Source organism: Sphingobacteriales bacterium, assembly GCA_016706405.1.
Taxonomy (GTDB): Bacteria; Bacteroidota; Bacteroidia; order Chitinophagales; family UBA2359; genus BJ6.
Window position 1 is genome coordinate 40145 of sequence record JADJJT010000001.1, and the last position, 19936, is coordinate 60080.

General features: G+C 40.1%; 14 protein-coding genes, 2 tRNA genes and 1 pseudogene. 9 read left to right on the forward strand and 8 right to left on the reverse strand.

The genetic code is table 11. The features are described from left to right. Positions 1-30: 30 nt before the first annotated feature. From IPI59_00190 to IPI59_00200, 3 genes are all read left to right on the forward strand, one after another. Positions 31-813: a T9SS type A sorting domain-containing protein gene (locus IPI59_00190; protein MBK7525995.1), complete on the forward strand. Its 783-nt coding sequence runs from the start codon at positions 31-33 to the stop codon at positions 811-813. Between the two features lie 440 nt (positions 814-1253). Beyond that, positions 1254-1327: transfer RNA gene (locus IPI59_00195), tRNA-Ile, on the forward strand. Positions 1328-1503: 176 nt separating this feature from the next. Beyond that, positions 1504-2748, forward strand: coding sequence for an RsmB/NOP family class I SAM-dependent RNA methyltransferase (locus IPI59_00200; GenBank protein MBK7525996.1), 1245 nt, complete (start codon positions 1504-1506; stop codon positions 2746-2748). Between the two features lie 18 nt (positions 2749-2766). Here IPI59_00200 and IPI59_00205 read toward each other — a convergent pair whose 3' ends face one another. Beyond that, positions 2767-3315 carry an AAA family ATPase gene (locus tag IPI59_00205; protein MBK7525997.1) on the reverse strand — a complete coding sequence of 183 codons (549 nt, stop codon included), beginning with the start codon at positions 3313-3315 and terminating at the stop codon, positions 2767-2769. Between the two features lie 139 nt (positions 3316-3454). Here IPI59_00205 and IPI59_00210 point away from each other — a divergent pair, with 139 nt between their 5' ends. The 5 genes from IPI59_00210 (at position 3455) to IPI59_00230 (ending at position 9164) form a co-directional block, all read left to right on the forward strand. After that, on the forward strand, positions 3455-4432 hold the full coding sequence (locus IPI59_00210) for a glycosyltransferase family 2 protein (protein ID MBK7525998.1): 978 nt from the start codon (positions 3455-3457) through the stop codon (positions 4430-4432). Between the two features lie 213 nt (positions 4433-4645). After that, positions 4646-5509, forward strand: coding sequence for a sigma-70 family RNA polymerase sigma factor (locus IPI59_00215; GenBank protein ID MBK7525999.1), 864 nt, complete (start codon positions 4646-4648; stop codon positions 5507-5509). Between the two features lie 208 nt (positions 5510-5717). Beyond that, a complete protein-coding gene (nusB, locus tag IPI59_00220; GenBank protein MBK7526000.1) occupies positions 5718-6692 on the forward strand; it encodes a transcription antitermination factor NusB in 975 nt (324 codons plus the stop codon). 154 nt (positions 6693-6846) lie between these two features. Next, positions 6847-8478, forward strand: a complete 1632-nt coding sequence (locus IPI59_00225; GenBank protein ID MBK7526001.1) for a hypothetical protein — start codon at positions 6847-6849, stop codon at positions 8476-8478. Between the two features lie 122 nt (positions 8479-8600). Further along, the gene (locus tag IPI59_00230; protein ID MBK7526002.1) at positions 8601-9164 is read left to right on the forward strand and encodes a thymidine kinase; all 564 of its coding nucleotides are present in this window, start codon (positions 8601-8603) and stop codon (positions 9162-9164) included. 101 nt (positions 9165-9265) lie between these two features. Here IPI59_00230 and IPI59_00235 read toward each other — a convergent pair. The 6 genes and pseudogenes from IPI59_00235 to IPI59_00260 all read right to left on the reverse strand — a co-directional run bounded on the left by IPI59_00235 (position 9266) and on the right by IPI59_00260 (position 14775). Beyond that, positions 9266-9337: transfer RNA gene (locus IPI59_00235), tRNA-Arg, on the reverse strand. A 71-nt stretch (positions 9338-9408) separates the two neighbouring features. Continuing rightward, complete coding sequence (locus IPI59_00240) at positions 9409-10596, reverse strand: glycosyltransferase (GenBank protein MBK7526003.1); 1188 nt, start codon at positions 10594-10596, stop codon at positions 9409-9411. Continuing rightward, positions 10593-11438, reverse strand: a complete 846-nt coding sequence (locus IPI59_00245) for an alpha/beta hydrolase (GenBank protein ID MBK7526004.1) — start codon at positions 11436-11438, stop codon at positions 10593-10595. Before IPI59_00245 ends, IPI59_00240 begins: the two co-directional genes overlap by 4 nt. 35 nt (positions 11439-11473) lie before the next feature. Continuing rightward, entirely contained in the window at positions 11474-12544 is a 1071-nt protein-coding gene (gene dusB / locus IPI59_00250) for a tRNA dihydrouridine synthase DusB (protein MBK7526005.1), read from the reverse strand. Between the two features lie 314 nt (positions 12545-12858). Beyond that, positions 12859-13632 carry a hypothetical protein gene (locus tag IPI59_00255; protein ID MBK7526006.1) on the reverse strand — a complete coding sequence of 258 codons (774 nt, stop codon included), beginning with the start codon at positions 13630-13632 and terminating at the stop codon, positions 12859-12861. A gap of 98 nt (positions 13633-13730) precedes the next feature. After that, positions 13731-14775 (reverse strand): annotated as a pseudogene (locus IPI59_00260) (Nif3-like dinuclear metal center hexameric protein). A gap of 338 nt (positions 14776-15113) precedes the next feature. On the opposite strand from IPI59_00260, the gene IPI59_00265 reads away from it, so the two are divergent. Continuing rightward, positions 15114-17237 carry a T9SS type A sorting domain-containing protein gene (locus IPI59_00265; GenBank protein ID MBK7526007.1) on the forward strand — a complete coding sequence of 708 codons (2124 nt, stop codon included), beginning with the start codon at positions 15114-15116 and terminating at the stop codon, positions 17235-17237. Between the two features lie 571 nt (positions 17238-17808). Here IPI59_00265 and IPI59_00270 read toward each other — a convergent pair. Beyond that, on the reverse strand, positions 17809-19893 hold the full coding sequence (locus IPI59_00270) for a peptidylprolyl isomerase (protein ID MBK7526008.1): 2085 nt from the start codon (positions 19891-19893) through the stop codon (positions 17809-17811). Positions 19894-19936: the final 43 nt, after the last annotated feature.

The window sequence follows — 19936 nt, forward strand, 5'->3', positions numbered from 1 at the left end:
TTAAAAATTGCAATTTTAAACTAAAAAACCATGAAAAAGTTTTTCCTTATTCTGGCAGTGGTTTTCGTCTTTAAAACAGCCCACGGGCAAATATTAAACGGAAGTTTTGAAAATATTTCCGGAGCTGATTTATCAAATTGGGGTTGGATTTGCAGCGCACAATCATACAAAAGCGCGCCGGCAAGCGCCGGTAATTGGTGTATAGAAGTAGAAGGTGGCAACTACCAAGGGTGTTTTCCCGGATGCGCCTTTCAAAAAATTCCTTCCATTACAAATGGGCAGCAGTTTTATTTAAGCGGCTGGGCTTTTTCGCAGGCAGCTGCCCCAATTGGAATTTATTTTGGAAAAATAAAAAACGGTATTATTTCTAAACAATTGGGCGACACTACTACGGCTGCCTCGTGGACTTACCTAAGCATTCAAAGCAGTTTTTCGCTTGAAGAAGGCGATACCGCCTTAGTAATCTTATCTGCCGGAAACACATCGGGGCCAATTTTTGGTGGCTACGGTTACTTCGATTTAATTAACCTCGAACAAGTTACGGCAATAAATACTACCATAGAACAAAACCAAACGATTGAAATTTACCCAAATCCTTGTACAAATCAAGCAGTTTTGCAAGCAACCAAACAAATGCACAATGCAACGCTAACAATAAGTAACTGTTTGGGCCAGATTGTTGCACAAATAAACAACATCGAGGGGCTGTCAGTTACTTTTAATTGCAACAATAAAGCAACCGGCTTGTATTTACTACGGCTTACAGAAAATAATCGAATTATAGCAACAAAAAAAATACTTATAACCGACTGAAATGAAGGATAACAGCAACTAAACCCTTCGTTTAATGTCCGGATAAAAATTAGGTTCCGGAAATTACATGCTGGCAGTTGTCATTTTAAGGAAGCCGTTTAAGAATTAAACCATATAATTAACCACATAGATACATAGAAATTGTTTAAACTTTAAAAGGTGTGGTAGTTTTAAACACTTGATACTAAGAAACTATGGAGGCAAAAAAATGCTACAAAAATATAAAACAAATTTATTGGCGACTTAGTCTTGCAATTACTTAAAAAGTACATAGTTACAAATTAGTTCAAGAAACTAATTTTTAAACAACTGCTATATTTTACTTGGGCAATAAAAAAAACTATTTGTCAGATAATAAAAAATACCCTAACTTTGCAGTCAGGTTTTTTAACGTTTATATTTAAACTACAAGCAGTTTTTGTATTTGCATTAAAAATTCAGGGCCCATAGCTCAGTTGGTTAGAGCATCTGACTCATAATCAGAGGGTCACAGGTTCGAGACCTGTTGGGCCCACTTTTTTACAAATCTTATTTGTTTTTTAGTTTAGTTAATTCGCTAATTATTAGTTTATCCGTTTTTCTTGGTCGGTGGTTGCTTCTTTAAAATAAGTAAGTAACCACCGATGTTTTTTTATATTTATCATAGCATCTGTTATTTTGTCCGTTCAGCTTAATAATAACAAAGCGGTTATTAAATTACATCGCAACTTAGTGCTGGCTGTAGCCACTACTTTACAGCAAATTTTTGTAGGCAATACCCCCGCCGACAAAGCTATTGAGCAAGTGCTAAAAAGCAACTCGCGCTGGGGCGCACGCGACCGGGCATTTATTGCCGAAACTACTTACGAAACCGTTAGGTGGTATAGGCTTTTATGCCATCTTGGGCAAAAACAGCCGCCAACAACCCCAGAACAATGGTTGCCTATTATTGGCATTGTATTATTGCTAAAGTACGAAACCGAAACAAGCGCCGCCGCCTTTAGGCTTCCGGATGATTGGCCCGAGTTTGCCGGTTTACATCCGGAAAAAATTTATGCAGCCAAACATATCTTGCTAAACACAACAACAGAACGCGCCCTTGCCGCCTCTATACCCGACTGGTTAGACGAAATTGGCTACAACGAATTAGGCGACCAATGGCAACCTGTGTTAAATGCCCTAAACCAGCCTGCGCCCGTAGTGTTGCGCACAAATACCCTGCGTATTACAAGAGAAAATTTAAGGCAAGCCCTACACACCGAAGGCGTTGAAACACAAATATTTGGCAACGATGCCGCCTTAATTGTAACACAAAGACAAAACTTGTTTAAAACAAATGCTTTTTTGCAAGGCTGGTTTGAGGTGCAAGATGCCGCCTCGCAATTAGTAGCCCCCGCCTTGCAGGTAAAACCCCATTTGCGCGTGGTTGATGCCTGCGCAGGTGCCGGCGGAAAAACCCTTCATTTAGCCGCCTTAATGCAAAACAAAGGTCAAATTATTGCCTTAGATACCGATGCACACAAACTGCAAACCTTGCAACAACGCGCCCGCAGGGCTGGCGCCTTTTGTATTGAAACGCGACCAATTGCACACTCAAAAATTATAAAACGCCTATATGCCACCGCCGACCGCCTGCTGTTAGACGTGCCCTGCTCGGGGCTGGGCGTGCTGCGCCGTAACCCCGACACAAAATGGAAACTTAACCCCGCTCGACTAACTGAATTAAAGCAAATACAACAACAAATTTTACGGCAATACAGCCCAATATGCAAACCCGGCGGCTTATTGGTATATGCTACCTGCAGCATACTACCCAGCGAAAACGAAGCTCAAATTGAACAGTTTTTATCCGAGCAAACTACAACCCCATTTACTTTGTTGAGCAGCCAACACCTTTGGCCCCAAACTTACGGCTTCGATGGCTTTTATATAGCTGTGTTGCAACGCACTGCCTAACTGAGCGAAAGAAAAAAGTTAGCGATACAACAAGCTTATTTCGTTTAAAAAATTAGCTATTTTTTGCTTGTTGGTTAAAATAAAAATATGTTTATTTGAGTTGTTTAATTTTTGGTTCTGCTGCGTACCTATTAAGTGAATAGTTTGCAAATAATGCGGCTCGCGACGGGTTTTGTATTGCCAAACATATTGTAAAAATGCCCAATCGAATCGTTCGGGGCAATTTTTTGCCATATCTGGTCGAATGTGGCCATAGTTACCGAGTATCCGCTTTACTACGCGCCACAAACAAAGCAATCGCGGCAACTTCAAAAAAACAACAGCATCGGCGCGTTGCAGGCGGTAGTTAAATAGGCAATTGCCATAGTTGCCATCCATAACCCATTGTTGGGTATTAGCAAGCTCAAGCACTTTGTGTTGCCATGTTTCGCGGTTTGGCTCGATCCAGTTTGGCAACCAATAGTATTGGTCTAAATGAATTAGGGGCAATAGGGTAATATTTGCTACTTGCTGTGCTAAGGTTGATTTTCCGGAGCCGGGACACCCCAATATCAAAATACGTTGCATGGTGTTTTTAGAGGTAAAATTAGCAATTCCGGAGCCAATTATAGCTTTATCTTACACTGTTATCGTTTATATTGTGTTTAAAACCCATTAACCTTGTGTATCTTTGCACACCCATCAAACAAATATCTAAAAAAAACCTATGCCTCATTTGCCCCCCAACGCCCCCCAACTATCGGTAGTAATACCTTTATTAGATGAGGCCGAGTCGTTGCCCGAACTTGTTGCATGGATAGAGGCCGTTATGCAAAAACACCAGTTTACCTACGAAATTGTGTTGGTTGACGATGGCAGTACCGATACCTCGTGGCAAGTAATTACCGGTTTGGCCCAAAAAAACACAGCGGTTCGGGGTATCAAATTTAGACGCAATTACGGCAAATCGGCAGCATTAAACGAAGCATTTGCAACCGTTACCGGCCAAGTAGTTATTACAATGGATGCCGATTTACAAGACAGCCCCGACGAAATTCCCGAATTATTCCGGATGATAGTTGAAGAAAACTACGATATTGTATCGGGATGGAAAAAAACGCGCTACGACCCACTGAGCAAAACCATTCCAACAAAAATTTACAACTGGACAACAAGGCTAATAACCGGCGTTAAACTGCACGATATGAACTGTGGCTTAAAAGCATACAAAAACGAGGTAGTAAAAAATATTGAAGTATTTGGCGAAATGCACCGCTATATTCCCGCTATGGCAAAATGGCAGGGCTTTAACCGCATAACCGAAAAAATTGTTCAACACCGGGCGCGCAAATATGGCCGCAGTAAATTTGGTTTAGACCGTTTTATAAAAGGCTTTCTCGATTTGCTGACCATTAGTTTTATAGGAAAATTTGGAAAACGCCCTATGCACCTGTTTGGCACCTTAGGTTTAGTAGTGTTTTTTATTGGGTTTTTATTGGCCGGATATTTGTCGTTCGAAAAATTAATACTGTCGCAATATGGCATAGCTGGGCGACCTATGTTTTTTTTAGCTATTTTATGTATGATTATTGGAACCCAACTTTTTTTAACCGGATTTATAGGCGAATTAATTGTCCGGAGCTCGCCACACCGCAACAGTTACCAAATTGAAGCCTTAACCGAGCCGCACCAAACTATTAACTAAATTCAAGCTAAATATATTAGAAAACAACAGTTATTAAATTTAACAATTTTTGGTCTTGATTTTGTATTTTTAAATAAAATACAAACAAATATTTTGCTTAGGCAACTTAATAGGAACTAAATTTGTTTTAATTGTGTTGGTGCAGCCGAATACCAGCAAAATAGGTATATTAACTAAACAACACTAAAACTTAACCAAAAAAAGGACTGCATTATGTTACGTCAAATTAAAATTAGTCATCAAATTACCAGCCGCGACAGCCTGGCACTTGAAAAATACCTGCAAGAAATTAGCCGGATATCGGTATTAACCCCCGAAGAAGAAGTTGAGCTTAGTGTGAAAATTCACGAGGGAGACGAAGACGCACTTGCCAGCTTAGTGCGAGCTAATTTGCGTTTTGTTGTATCGGTAGCCAAACAGTACGCAAACTCTGGCGTTTCGCTAATTGACCTTATTAACGAAGGGAACGTTGGCCTTATAAAAGCTGCCAAACGTTTTGACCACACCAAAGGATTCAAATTTATATCGTATGCTGTATGGTGGATTCGCCAGCAAATTATGTTAGCCATGACCGACTCGCGCCTTATCCGCTTGCCGCAAAATAAATCTGAAGCATCGTCAAGGCTAAATAAAGTGCAAAATGTATTTATGCAGCGCGAAGAACGCGAACCAAACATGTCTGAACTGGCCGAGATGGCCGAGATGAAGTTAGAAGACGTGGAGAACATTTTGCGCCACAGTATAAAAATGGTATCGTTAGATGCACCCGACAACCATAACGACGAAGAATCGAGTGCCTTAATAAACCGGATAGGAGACGATGCAAACACTACGGATGATGAACTGATAACCGACTCGTTGCGTACTGAAATTCAAGATGTTTTGCGCGTACTTTCGCACCGCGAAGTAGAAATTATTGAGCGATATTACGGCCTAAATGGCATTACCCAAATGTCGCTCGAAGATATTGCCGACGATTTAGACCTTACTCGCGAGCGCGTACGCCAAATTAAAGAAAAAGCACTGCGCCGCTTGCGTAAATCGGCAAAAAGTACCATACTTAAAAATTATTTATAATTTTTGAAACTGTTACTTGTTGTTGTTTCTATATTTTAAATAACCTACGGCTTATATTGAAAAATATAGGCCGTAAGTGTTTTTGGGCGCCACAAAAAGCCAACTAAACCATACTTTGGCGTATTTGAATTTATTTTGGTAGTAAAAAACAAGCAATCTAAGTATTACAACAGTTTAGTAACCTAATTATGAGCCAAATTGCGTAATTTTGTGGTCTATTATGCTTAACCGCCGTATTTTGCGCGTTAAAGTGCTACAAGCCCTTTACGCATTTGACCAAAATGAAAAACTAACACCCAAAGGGTTGGCTGCTAATTTAGACCGCAGTATAAATGCCATAGGATTCTATTATGCCTATCATTTGTATATCATTCAGGAAATAGCAAACTACATTATTAAATATAACACAATGCAAGAGGGTAAATTTTTAACTAAAAATTTACACCCTGTTTTGTTGCTCGAAAACCCGATAATTGTAGCTATTAAAAACGATACCAAATTACAAGAAAAATTTGCCAAAGAAAAATTCGAACTTTATGCCGACGATGAGTTTATTAGGCAATTATTTTACCATCTTCTAAAAAACCAAACTTACAAGTCCTACATTACTGCACCCGAGCGCAATTTAAACCTCGAAACCGAGGTTATTAAAGTATTGTTTCTTGAAATATTATGCCAAAGCGAGGTTTTTGAAGCACATCTCGAAGAAATTGGCACTACCTGGCATGACGACGATGAAATTGTTCTGACTGCCATAGGCAATAAACTAACCTCTTTTGCTAAAACAAAGGTCAAAAGCTCAAATGAAAACAGTGGCAACAATGCCTTTTTTTCAGACATGCTTCAAAATTGGGACGAAAAAACCACATTTGCCCACGAACTATTGCAAAAAACCATTACCCACCGCAATAACTTTATTGAGCTAATAAAACCGCGCTTAGAAAACTGGGAACTGGACCGCATAGCCCAACTCGACTTGCTAATACTGCAATTAGCACTTTGCGAATTGGTGCATTTTTCGGCGATTCCGGTAAATGTAACCCTTAACGAATATATTGAAATTACCAAGTTTTACAGCACTCCCAAAAGTAAAGACTTTGTAAATGGCATACTCGATGTCTTATTAAAACAACTACAGACATCCGGAATAATTAAAAAATTAGGACGAGGTCTTGACCAGTAAATAGTACGAACAAGCGTGTTTTTCCGGAAAAAATACACCGCTCCACTATAATTTAAACTACTAAGTGGCGTTATAATAACTAACGCAGGTGCGGCAATCATCTGCACGTCTGTTCATTAATTAATTAATAAAAAAAAATGTATTTGCGCTGGTAATGATGATGGTTCTATCTGTAAAAGTTTGCCGTTTTATTTTAATCCGGACTTTATTTTTCTTTAGTTTTGCCTTGTTTTTTTCCGGATCAGGGCTAATCAACCAAATTTGTGCCCAAAAACCTCAAACGCCTAAAAACCTCAAATGGCCTTTGGGCAATACAGCAACACACCACAAAATTGCAACCGATACCGTTATAACAACCGCCTCAGCAACCCAAAGCCCGCCTCAGGTAACGCCGACTGTTTATACCGCCGCCAACGACTCGCTGCTTATTGACAATACTTATTGGGGCACCGATAGTTTACAAATCAGAACCCAATTTTTACAATACCGCGACTATTTTAAACACGACGACTACGAGCGCGCCCTCCCCTACTGGCGACAAGTGTTTACCCACGCACCCACTGCCCGAAAAATAACCTTAATTAACGGCGAAAAACTATATCTATACCTTCTTACGGCACAAATTGAGGCCGCCGTTTGTGCAAACGGTACTGCCCCCAGCATTTTACCAACCGACTGCGCTAACGATAACAGCTATTTTGCCCGATGGAAATACCGAAATATGCCCTTAACTAAAGGATATTTAGATACTTTGTTGCGAATTTACGACTATAGAGCGGTATATTTTGGCGAATGGGGGCTGGCATCGGCACAGAAAGCCAGGTTAATGCAGCAATATTTTCCGGATAGTATTAAAAGCATAAATGCCTACTTAAATGATGCCGTAAACTTTTATGCCGAAGATGCCCCGCCCGATATTTTATATCATCATTTATTATATCTGTTAAGTGCATACACCAAGGGGCAAATAAAAAAGCAGCAAATACTAAATCAATATTGTTATAGCATAGATGTGCTGCAATACCAGTTAGCTACCGACCAAATAAACAACACTGCTAACCACGCCACAGCCCTGCGAAAACTTTACAACCTAATACAACAATACTCGGTAATTAAGCAACAACCTGCCGATACGCTGCAAAACTGCCAAAAAACTGCCCAATATATTGCTCACCTTTGCCAAACAAACGCCAATAACCTCGACTCGCTGCAAACCGCCTTTAACACCATGATGCTTACCCAGTGCAAAAACGATACCCTTTATTTAATGGTACTTAATGCCATGTTAAAGGTTAAACCTACGGCTATGCAACACAGGTTAGCTGCCCGCACCTATGCACAGCGCGGCGACATGGTAAGCGAAATTTTACACCTGCGCGACGCCGTTCGACTCGAAATATCGCCGGTATTTAAAGCACGCACCTTGCTTGAGTTGGCTAAAACCGAACAACTGAACGATAATTTTGAAATTGCGCGGGGTTATGCTAAACAAGCCATAATTGCCCAGCCCGGATGGGGCGACCCCTACCTTTTTATTGGTGACCTTTACCTTAAAAGTCGCGATTTTTGTACTACCGATAGCTTGTCGGGTTGGTCAGTGGCGTGGGCTGCCGCCGATATGTATGCACGTGCTTTTGATTTAGACCCCTCGCAAAAAGCAGCCGACAAAATAAATGCCGTCCATACCTTGTTTCCGAGTTTGGCCATGCTGCGCAATGCCCGCAAAAAAATAGGCGACAAAATTGTAGTTCCTTGTTGGGTAACACAAACGACTACCGCTCGATAAAATTAAGTAATTACTATTGCGAGTTTAGGCATGTTAATTCATCCGGAAAATTGTATTTTTGCCACTTCAATCCATTCATCATCCTGCTATTAATAATTAAATCAACTTGTTAAATTGAATTTATGTCAGTCGAGTACCGGCAAAGCGGCTGGATAGAGGTTGTTTGTGGCTCTATGTTTTCGGGCAAAACCGAAGAGCTAATTCGGCGAATTAAACGGGCGCAAATTGCTAATTTGCCTGTTGCTGTATTTAAACCACTTATTGACCAACGTTATGATGCTAATGATGTTGTTTCGCACGATGCCAAAACAATTAATGCCATACCCGTTACAAGCGCACAAACCGTGCTAAACGCAAGCGAACACGTAAAAGTGGTGGGCATTGATGAAGCACAGTTTTTTGATATGGGCATTGTTTCGGTTGCCGAACAGTTAGCCCTAAATGGCAAAAGGGTTATTATTGCCGGATTAGACTTGGACTACTTAGCCCAGCCCTTTGGCCCCATGCCAATATTAATGGCCAAAAGCGAGTATGTTACCAAATTACATGCTATTTGTATGTTATGTGGCAATTTAGCCAGCCACTCGTTCCGCAAAACCAACAGCGAAAGCCTAATTGTAATTGGCGAAAAAGACCTTTACGAGCCTCGCTGCCGAATATGCTACCATAAAGGAATGAACGCCTAAATTGCACCCAACAAAGTTAAATAAAAAGCAAAATCGGCACAACTAAACCTGTAAATTGGTTAATTATGCCGATTATTTATTGTGCTTCCAAACAAATAAAGTAGCCCCGAAGGGAATCGAACCCCCATCAAAGGAACCGGAATCCTCCGTTTTATCCATTAAACTACGGGGCCATCTTGTTTTTGACCCACAAAATTACAACTTATTGCGCATAATGGCAAATTATAGGCGTTTTATTAATACACTACCGCCATTTATGCCCTTGCTTTTTTTGCCAAATTACCGACGGGGCTAATAACAGATAATAAATGGTAAGCAACCAATCGTACACCATAAATCCCCAACTAACTAATTGAGTGTCCATATTATTATTGCGCTTAATGCCCGCATGAATGATGCCCTGCACTACCCAACGCATAAAAAACAAACCCAAATACAAAAAAAGGTAATTAGTATTTTGCCCTAAAATTGCCAAATAAATGCCAACCAACCCAAGCAAACTCACCAAAACCTGCGAGGTCCAAAATGCACCTAAAAAAATTTTGTGTTTAGCTGTATATTGATGGCTGGTACTTAAATGCCGCGTTTTTTGCCGCCACCATGCCGCAAAGTTTGTTGGCGCATAGGTGTAACAAGTTGCCTTTTTATTAATACAAATGGATACAGCATATTGGCCTTTTGCTACGGCTTGTACCAACAAATCGTCGTCGCCAGATGTTAGGTGGCCATGCCCTGCAAACCCGCCCACTTGTGCATAAAGCGTGCGTGTATAACACAAATTGCGTCCAACGCCCATATACGGTTTTTTTGCTAAGGCCCACGACAAATATTGCACCCCTGCTATATATGTTTCGATGCGAACCAAGCGGTTTAACCATCCGGATTGTTTAAGGTATGGCGACCAACCAAGTACTAATTCTGCTGGTTTGTTTAAGGCTTGTGTCATTAAGGTTATCCATTCGTTTGAGGCCGGATAGCAATCGGCATCGGTAAACAGCAATATAGGGTGCTTAGCAGCGGCAATACCTTGGGCTAAGGCCTGTTTTTTTCCGGATGCTGCCGCCTCGCCACCGTCCTTTCGCTGTTCAGTTATATTTACTACGGTTAAGTGCAAATATTGCTGCGCAAATTCCTGCAAAACTGCCGCCGTTTGGTCGCTCGATTGGTCGTTTACCACCACAACTTCGAAGCCCGCCGCATAATTTTGTTGCAAAACCGCAGGTAAAAACTTAGCTAAATTGGCTGCTTCGTTGCGTGCGCATATTATTACCGATACCGGTTGTGGTTGAGTTAAATTTGTAGTATTTCCGGATAAAAAAGGGTTAAATTTCCACGCCATCCGGATAAATAGACCCACCCAATATCCCATTTGTACTAACCAAACAAATATAAAAATGCCAATCAATACATTGCTACCATTTATCAACATCATTTTATTTGCTCAAAACAATAGTCAAAAAAGGTTAGCAAATGGGTCAATAATGCCTCGGGTGCTTCGAGCATAGATACATGACCGGCATTGGGCAGCAAACCTGCATAAACGGACGATTTTGCTTGTGCAATTTCGGTTAAGTTTTGGGCATAAGGCACAAAAGCATCGAGTTTACCCATAATAAAGCCCACTTTAAGTTGCGGGTTGTTTAATATATTTTGCCGGTTTTGGCGTTCGCGTATGGCGTTTAATGACCCAACAATGGCCTGCCAATTAAAATTAGCGGCATTATTTGTTAATTCGGTTAGTTTGGCGGGGTTTGCTTGAGCGTATTGCGGGGTTAAAAATTGCTTAAAAAATGGCTGCAAATAGGGCAATAATCCATGCGATTCAATAAGAGCCATTGATTTTAGCCTTAGCTTGCGCCGTTCGGCAGTATCGGGCAAGGTAGTGCTATGCACAAACAATAGGCCTGTTAGGTGCTGTGCATGTTTATAGGCAAAATTGGCAGCAATATATCCTCCCATGGAATGGCCTGCCAATACTGGCTTTTTTGTTGCTGGGGGCAAAGCCTGAAACAATGCCTTAATCCAATTTGCCAACCATTGCATTGACCATGTTTTACGGGGTAAAAATGGTGTATTGCCGTATCCGGGCAGTTGCGGGGTTAAAACGTAGTATTTTTGTGCTACAGTGGGCAAAATGGTGTTCCATATTTGTGCATCTTCGTTTAGGCCATGTAATAACACTACGCAAGGGTTGTGGGCTTGGCCGTAGGTTGGGCAAAGCAGGGTTGTGCGCTCAAACTCGAAGGGTAGTAAAACGGGTGGAGCTAAAAGCATGGCTGAATTGAACTAAACTAAACTTAGGTTATTTGTTAGGCAAACACCTGCCCTTCTAAAAATGAAGACGATAATACTTGCTCGGCAATTTGTGGGTTTACTAACACTACCTCGTTGGTGTTGGGTATGGTTTGATAAGCCTGGGTAATTGCATGTAGAATATCTAAAATTTGGCTTAGGTGGTTTGTAGTAACTAATAAATTGCGCCATGCTTTAATTTCCGGAAAGCCTTTAAAATAGTTGGTATAATGTCGGCGCATTTCTAAAATACCAAGCTTTTCGCCTTTCCACTCTACTGATCGCAAAAGGTGTTGTTTGGCTACGGCTACCCGTTCGGGCACAGTAGGTGGCGGCAAATAGTTTTTTGTTTGTAAATAATGTTTTATTTCGCGAAAAATCCAGGGATACCCAATAGATGCCCTGCCAATCATAAGGCCATCAACGCCGTAGCGGTTTTTATAATCGAGGGCTTTTTCGGGACTGTCAATATCGCCGTTACCAAAAACCGGAATGTGCATACGTGGGTTGTTTTTTACCTCGCCAATAAGCGACCAGTCGGCTTCGCCTTTGTACAGTTGTTTGCGGGTTCGGCCATGAATGGATAGTGCTTTAATGCCAATATCTTGCAGGCGTTCGGCTACTTCAACAATGTTTTTGGTGTTTTCGTCCCAGCCCAAACGTGTTTTTACCGTAACAGGCAACGAAGTACTTTTTACCACGCGCTGGGTAAGTGCTACCATACGTTGAACATCTTGTAAAATACCGGCTCCGGCCATTTTACATACCACTTTCATAACGGGGCAACCGTAGTTAATATCTAATAAATCTGGATTTGCTGCCTCGACCATTTGCGCTGATACGCTCATCGCGTCTAAGTCCGAGCCAAAAATTTGAATTCCAATAGGCCGTTCATCCTCGTATATATCTAATTTTTTAAGGCTTTTTTGGGCATCGCGTACCAACCCTTCCGAAGATATAAACTCGGTGTACATTAAATCGGCGCCATTTTGTTTGCAAACTGCCCTAAAAGGTGGGTCGCTTACATCTTCCATGGGTGCTAACAGCAACGGAAATTCGCCAAGTTCAATATTTTCTATTTTAACCATTGAATAATTAAAGTCAAACAACAAGGTAAGGGCAAGTGGCAAAAAAACAAGGCATAGCTATATAATTAACCACATAGACACATAGAAATTGTTTAAGCATTAAAAGGTTTGGCAGTTTTAAACACTTATACTAAGAAACTATTGAGATAAAAAAGGCTACAAGAAGGTAAATCAGATTTATTTACGACATGGTTTCGCGATTACTTCAATAGTATCCTAGTTCCAAATTAGTTCAATAAACTAATTTTAAACAACTTCGTTGTTCTAAAAGAAAGCAAACCAAAACAAGAAAAAATAAATAATAGCAGTTTGTGCTATTTATTAATATATTTTTCCAACTCAATTATCTCTTCAACTTCGGGGTCAACTAAAATGCGGCCACAGTGTTCGCATAAAATAATTTTTTTGCGCTGTTTGAGTTCTAATTGGCGTTGAGGTGGAATTTTGCCAAAGCATCCACCACACGAGTCGCGCTCTACGGTTACAACGGCCAAACCATTTTTATAGTTGCCACGTATGCGTTCGTATGCTGTTAACATACGGTCTTCAATATCTAAAACTGCGCGGTCGGCAGCTTTTTGTAGTTTTTTTTCTTCAATTTCGGTTTCGGCGGTAATGGTTTTAAGTTCTTCGCGTTTGTGTTCAAGGTCAACTTGTTTACTGTTTAGGCGTAGTTGGGTTTCGGCTAACAGGCGGCTTTTTTCGGCAATATCGGCCTGGGCTTCGCGGGTGCGGCGGTTAGCCAATTCAATTTCGAGGCGTTGCATTTCTATCTCTTTGGTTAGGGCGTTAAACTCACGACTATTTTTTACATTGTCGGTTTGCTCGGTATATTTAGAGATATAGGTTTCGGCTTCCTTTATTGTATTGGCATAGTCATCGGCTTTTGTATTAAGTTCGTCCATATCGTGCTCTAATTTTTGAATTCGCACATTTAAGCCGCTAATTTCGTCTTCAAGGTCTTGTACTTCAATAGGCAGTTCGCCCCTTAAAGTACGAAGTTCGTCAATTTTTGAATGTATGCGCTGAAGCCGGTACATTGCTATTAGTTTTTCTTCGGGGGTTTGTAGCTCTTGTATTTTAGTCATAAACAATCTAATGCAGATTTGTTATTAAATTAATAAAGTTTTAAAATGTAAATTCGGGCAAAAAAATACAGATAGATTATTAATTAGTTGCTAATTAATTAATAATAATGTATTGGATTGGTTTGTACGCTTGTTAAAAAACATGCAAAGTTAGCAAATTTTTGGGTAAGCTGTTCTAAAATTAAATTTCCGGTAAATTGCTCGCTTTCGTAATGGCCAATATCAGCTATCATAATACGATTATCGGCATCAAAAAACTCGTGGTATTTAAAATCGGCACTTACAAAAACCTGTGCTTTTTGGGCTATGGCCTGCGGGCAACAAAAAATGGCCGGCTCCGCCACAAACGGCTACGGTTTCAATTAGCTGATGCGTGGGGGCTGTATAGCGCACACAACTTGCTTTTAGGGTTTGTTTTAAATGGCTTAAAAATTGTTGGGGGTTTAGTGCGGTTGGCAGTTGCCCTATCATACCCGACCCTACTAATGGGTGTGCGTTTTGTAATGGCACCAAGCTATAGGCTATGCCGTATCCGGGTTGTGTAGGTTCAAAAAAACGTGTTATTGTGTTTTGCTGGTATTGAGGCACTACCGTTTCTATTTTCGTAATTGGTACGCTCTCGCCTAAGTTAGTGGTGGTTTTGGCCTCGCTAAAAATGGGTTCGGTTGTGCCAAACATTTGTGCCATTGCCTTGCTAAGGTCTAAAACTTGCGGTGTAGGGCAGTAGGCAGTTAGTTGTAGCAATATTTGGTTTTTAGGCTCTAAAATTTGACAATTTTTTAAGCCAATAAGCTGGCAAATTTTGGCATTGACGCCGGTATGAATATTGTCTAAATTCGTATGGATGGCATATATAGCCACTTCGTTTTTTATGGCTTTAAGCACGGTACGTTCAACATAATTTTTACCTGTTAAACTTTTAAGTCCCTTAAACACTATTGGGTGGTGTGCAATAACCAAATTACAATTTTTAGCAATCGCTTCGTCAATAACGGCTTCGGTAGCATCGAGGGCAATCATTGCGCCCGTTACAGTTGCCATTCTGTTGCCTACAATAAGGCCGGCATTATCGTAGTTTTCTTGCCAGGCCATAGGCGCCCATTGCTCTAAAAAGTGTAAAACCTCATTAATTGTTGTTGTCATCTTTGGTAAAAAAGCATTATTATTCAAATATAAAGTATATGTTTTTTAAGCACTGCCTAATTTGCCCTACAAATATACGGCTTTTAATGGCCATAACACTAAACTGAACGTGCAACAGATACAGATGGTTTTGTGTTGGTGCAAAAGTTTGATTTTATATTTGAATTTTTTATCCGGATTGATTTAAGTGCCAACAACAGTTGCAGTTAAAAAATAATCCGGATTTTTATGCTACCTTTGTTTTACTAATCTATTTTCACTTCCCAAATTTATATTAATTAACTTTTACTGAACGCAATTCTATTGCCCTTGTAATAGTATTGCTATTTTAAAAAACAATGAACCAGCAACGCAATTTTAGTTTCTTTATTAAGTTTTTATTCGCCTTTGTTTTGGGTTTTTGTGCCAATTTGCATAATCAAAATATTGTTGTAGCACAAACGACTAATTTTGACCAAGTAGTTGACATTTTAAAAACCAACGGCTGCACCTCGGCGGGTTGCCACGTTAAAAGCTCGACCAACAGCCTGAAATTAGATGGTACCGTTGACGAAGTGTATAAAGCACTTATAGACATAACGCCCAATAACACTACTGCCGCAAACAAGGGCGATAAATTAATTAAACCCGGCCATCCGTACAATAGTTTTTTACTGCGCAAAATAAATAATGGTCTTATCCACGCTTTAGATGCCAGCCTTGATGATACCGAAGGAAGTATGATGCCTCCTAAAGATATACTGCCAAATGCTATTGACAATATTGAACTTGAATTTATAAGGCAATGGATTATTGCCGGCGCGCCCAAAACAGGTTCTCCCGTAAATTTAAACCTTATTGAAACCTATTACACCGAAGGTGGCGTAACCCCCGTTGAGCGCCCCGAGCCCCCAAGGCAGGGCAAGGTTTTCAGCTGCATTTTGCCTATTTTTATTGCCCCCGACAGCGAAGCCGAATATTTAATTAAAAACGAAATACAATTAAACGCCACTACCGAAGTAAAACGGCTAAATGTAGCCATGAACGATTTTTCGCACCATTTTATCTTGTATAAATTTGCCGATGGTAAAGCCAGTAAATACAAACAAGGCCTGCGCGAAGTAACACTGGGTAGTAATGCCTTTGGCAATGAACATGAATTAGTTGCCGTTTGGCAATACAACGACGATATAAACCTGCCGGCTGGTACTGCTTTTTCGTGGCCTCAAAATACCGTGCTCGACTTAAATTCGCATATTCGGAATTATAGCACCACCCAAGTGCTTCCGGTAGATGTATATGTTAATATTCATACCCAACCATCCGGAACAGCCCTGCGGCAAATGAAATCAGATTTGTTAATTTATGACCCATTTTCATTAATTATTCCTCCCGGAGAAACAAGTTTTTCGGGCAATATTAATAATGCGCAAGATTGGAATATTTGGCTACTTAGCTCGCATACCCATAAATATGGCACCGACTTTGACATTTTCCGGAACAAGAACAGCAAAAAAGGGGAGCAGCTATACGAAGGGTTTTATGATTGCAAAAATGACCTAAATTTTGGTTCGTATAACTGGGACGAGCCCCCAACCTGCTACAACGAGCCTTATATTAACCTTAAAAAGAACGAGGGACTTATACAAGAAGCAAAATTTGATAATACCAGTAGCAAGATAGTAACTTTTGGCCTCACCACTAACGACGAAATGATGATTTCGATAATACAATATTATGAAGGCGAACCGTTGCCCTTTGTAGGCATACCTAAACTGCGAAAAACTTACTGCGTAACCGAAGGTGAAATAGCTTTAAACTTGCAGCCCGCAGGCGGTATTTTAGCCATCAATGGTGCCGAAATTACTAATTTTAACCCTTCAAAAATTGGCGAAGGCATACACAACCTCACATACACTGCCGAAGGTTTAACTGCCGAGTACGAAATTTTAATAACCTCTGCACCTGACTTGCAAATTGCCATAAGCCATACAGGCCAAACCCTTGAATGTGCCACCGGCTTCGACAATTATCAATGGTACAAAAATGGCATTGCTCTTAAGGATTACAATAGCCCCATATTTACACCAACCGAAAATGGCGTTTACACCGTTGCCGCTTGGATGGGCTACTGCCAATACACCTCCGAGCCATTTGAGGTAAACTTTGTAGGCATTAATCCGGTTTTACCCAGCAACACGGCAACAGCTGTATCGGTACAGCCCAACCCGTTTAATAATACGTTTACCATTTTTGTAAACAACGCAATAAGTAATAACGAAAACAATATTACCCAAATTAACCTATACAATGCCGTTGGCCAATTAGTGCAAGTACCCTTTGTGTTAAATAACCAATTCAACGACAAAATTATAACAGCAACAGTTAACACAACCGCACAGCCTTTGCCTGCCGGTTTGTATTATGTGCAGGTTATTAGCGGTCAACATATTACTACGCAAAAAATAATAAAAGCATTTTAATTGTCATGTAATTGTTCTTTCAAAGTGGTAACAATAGCATGAGCATGAAATCTTTTACCTTTTTGATCGTTTATAGAGAAAGTTTTATGGAGATAATTTAATGATATTTTAAATAATTCCTGTTACTGGTTTTCTCATTGCGTCAAGATTTTCAGCCACCTCCTCCAGCATTTTCCATTGCACGGGAGCGCCTTGCAATAATTTTTATATGTAATTTATTTTGTATTTTTAATTTTTTTGAACTATCAACATCTTCGGGGCGAATTGCAATTCGTCTGTTTTTTTACCATGAAGTTGTTTAAGAATTAACCCATATAATTAACCACATAGAGACCTAGAATTTGTTTAAGCATAAATAAGATGTGACAGTTTAAACACTTGATACTAAGAAAATATTGAGGTAAAAACAGGCTACAAAAATGTAAAACAGATTTATAGAGGACTTAGTTTCGCAATTGCTTCAATGGCATATAGTTCTAAGGCATATAGTTCTAAACTGTTTCAATAAACTAATTTTTAAACAACTTCCAGGCGTAGCATTTAAAATTAAACTGTTGTTTTAAATTTTGTTTTAATTAGTTTTGGGCTTTCCAAATTTATACATTTGCTCTAAAGTACTTTGGTTAATACTTACGGGGTATTTAGTTTTAAGGTTTTTAACCCATTCTTCTTCTAAAGTCCGCTGAAAGTCGGATATTACAAAACCTCGTGCCTCGTTAAGTTGTTTGGGGCCGGGGGGTATAATTGTTTTTATTTGTATAAATTTAAAGCTTGTACCTTCTTCAATAATTTCGGAAATGGCATTTTCTTTCCATTCCATTTTGTCTAAAAGTGGTATTTGGCCTTTTTCGTTAATGGTTTCGTGGGCGGTGGGGTGTTGTATTTTGGTGTCGTTGCTTGGCGGGGCAATTTTGGCAATAGTTTCGTTGGGTTTTTGGTTGGGGTTAGCCTTAACGGCGGTTTGTAGTTGTTGGGCTTGTTGTTTGGTGTTGGCGGTAAATTGTATTATGCTGGCGCGTTGTGGCCATTGGTAGTTTTTTTGATTAGCTTGGTAAAAGGCTTCCAATCCGGCTTCGTCTTTTTGGGCTTTTTTCCATACCTGGTCAATGGCTTCAAACAGTATGGTGCCATCTCTAAACTCTTTTAGCAAGCGGGCATATTCGGGTTTTGTATATACCATTTGGTGTTTTTCGGCATCGGTTAAAATAGTTTCGATATACATTTTGTAGAGGTTCGAAAAGGTTTGTTCTTTGCTTGCACCGCGCCCGCGAGCTTGATTTTTTTCGATGTAATGGGCAAAATCTTGTTGGGTATAGCTTTGTTTTTGGGCATTGCCTTTGCCGTCGGCGTTGGGCAGAGTTAGCTCGCAAATAACGGCATTTAATCCGGATAATTCGATGGCTAAAAATTTTCCGGAATTAATATTGGCACTAATTTTACGCTCCATTTCTTTGCGGGCATCGCTCATCTCTTTAAGTTTATACACCTCGCGCATTTGTTGTATAAACACCTGTTGGGGTATTTTGCTTCGGTTACTGCGTTCAATGCGGCTTTTTATTTTGTCGTGCATTTCTTGGTAGCTGCTTAAGGTGTTGCGTTTAGTTAAATGGATAATGTACCAGCCTAAATCTGTTTTTATAGGTTTCGACACTTGGTCTATTTTAGTGAGGGCAAAAAGGGCGTTTTCAAAGTCGGGCAAGGTGCTGCCTACGGTAATTGGCTGGTCAAATTTGCCTCCTTTTGCTGCTGTTTCTTTGTCTTCGGAGTTGGTTTTAGCTGTTTCTTCAAAAACAGATAGGGGTTGTTTTTTTAGTTTTTTGTAAAGAGCTTTAATTTTTTTCTTGGCTGCTTCTTGTTTGGCGGCATCGTCTTTGGCAGTCGATTTTATAAAAATGGTGGCTGCCTCAACACTTTCAACATCTAATTTTTTTACATCGGTTACCTTTATTAAATGGTAGCCATACTTGGTGCGCACTGGTTGCGAAACCTTCCCCACTGGGGTATTGTAAGCGGCTGTTTCGAAGGCGTAAACGGTGCTAAAGGCGGTAATATAAATGCCCAGGTCGCCCCCTGCATTGCGCACGCTTTCGTGGTCTTGGCAATGTTGTTTGGCTAATTCGGCAAAGTCGGCGCCTTGGTCTATTTTTGTTTTTAGGTCGCTAATAATTGTCCAAGCGTTTAGGGTATCGTTTGGGCCTGCGTTTTCGTCGCATTTAATTAAAATATGGCTTACGCGCAGGCGTTTATGCAGGCGGTCGTATGCCTCGCGAATAAGTTGTTCGTTAATTTTATCGTCACGCATATAACTCGACTCAAGCTGTGCCCGGTACTTGTCTAAATCGGCTTTAACCGAGGGTAAAGTGTCTAAGCCCATGGCCTCGGCCTCGCGCACCTTTATTTTAAAATTAATATAGAGGTCTAAATAGTCGTCAATTGATTTTTTGCTGTATAAGTTAGCATCGTTGGCATTTTGTTTTTCGTAAACGTGTTTAAACTCTGACAATGTAACCGATTCTGAACCATAATTAAATAAAACCGGACCGTTGTTGCTATTATTATTGGCTGTTTTTTGGGCAAAGGTGTTGGTAGTGTTAGCACCAAACAAAAAAACATTAAACAACAGCACAATGGCGTAAAATTTTAAATGACATTTCATAACTTACTATTTTTTATAAATATATATAGATAAACAGATTTAA

Coding starts and splice junctions, on each gene's coding strand:
- IPI59_00190 (MBK7525995.1), top strand. CDS start 31: ATGAAAAAGTTTTTCCTTATTCTGGCAGTGGTTTTCGTCTTTAAAACA.
- IPI59_00205 (MBK7525997.1), bottom strand. CDS start 3,315: ATGCAACGTATTTTGATATTGGGGTGTCCCGGCTCCGGAAAATCAACC.
- IPI59_00210 (MBK7525998.1), top strand. CDS start 3,455: ATGCCTCATTTGCCCCCCAACGCCCCCCAACTATCGGTAGTAATACCT.
- IPI59_00215 (MBK7525999.1), top strand. CDS start 4,646: ATGTTACGTCAAATTAAAATTAGTCATCAAATTACCAGCCGCGACAGC.
- IPI59_00225 (MBK7526001.1), top strand. CDS start 6,847: ATGATGATGGTTCTATCTGTAAAAGTTTGCCGTTTTATTTTAATCCGG.
- IPI59_00230 (MBK7526002.1), top strand. CDS start 8,601: ATGTCAGTCGAGTACCGGCAAAGCGGCTGGATAGAGGTTGTTTGTGGC.
- IPI59_00240 (MBK7526003.1), bottom strand. CDS start 10,596: ATGATGTTGATAAATGGTAGCAATGTATTGATTGGCATTTTTATATTT.
- IPI59_00245 (MBK7526004.1), bottom strand. CDS start 11,438: ATGCTTTTAGCTCCACCCGTTTTACTACCCTTCGAGTTTGAGCGCACA.
- dusB (MBK7526005.1), bottom strand. CDS start 12,544: ATGGTTAAAATAGAAAATATTGAACTTGGCGAATTTCCGTTGCTGTTA.
- IPI59_00255 (MBK7526006.1), bottom strand. CDS start 13,632: ATGACTAAAATACAAGAGCTACAAACCCCCGAAGAAAAACTAATAGCA.
- IPI59_00265 (MBK7526007.1), top strand. CDS start 15,114: ATGAACCAGCAACGCAATTTTAGTTTCTTTATTAAGTTTTTATTCGCC.
- IPI59_00270 (MBK7526008.1), bottom strand. CDS start 19,893: ATGAAATGTCATTTAAAATTTTACGCCATTGTGCTGTTGTTTAATGTT.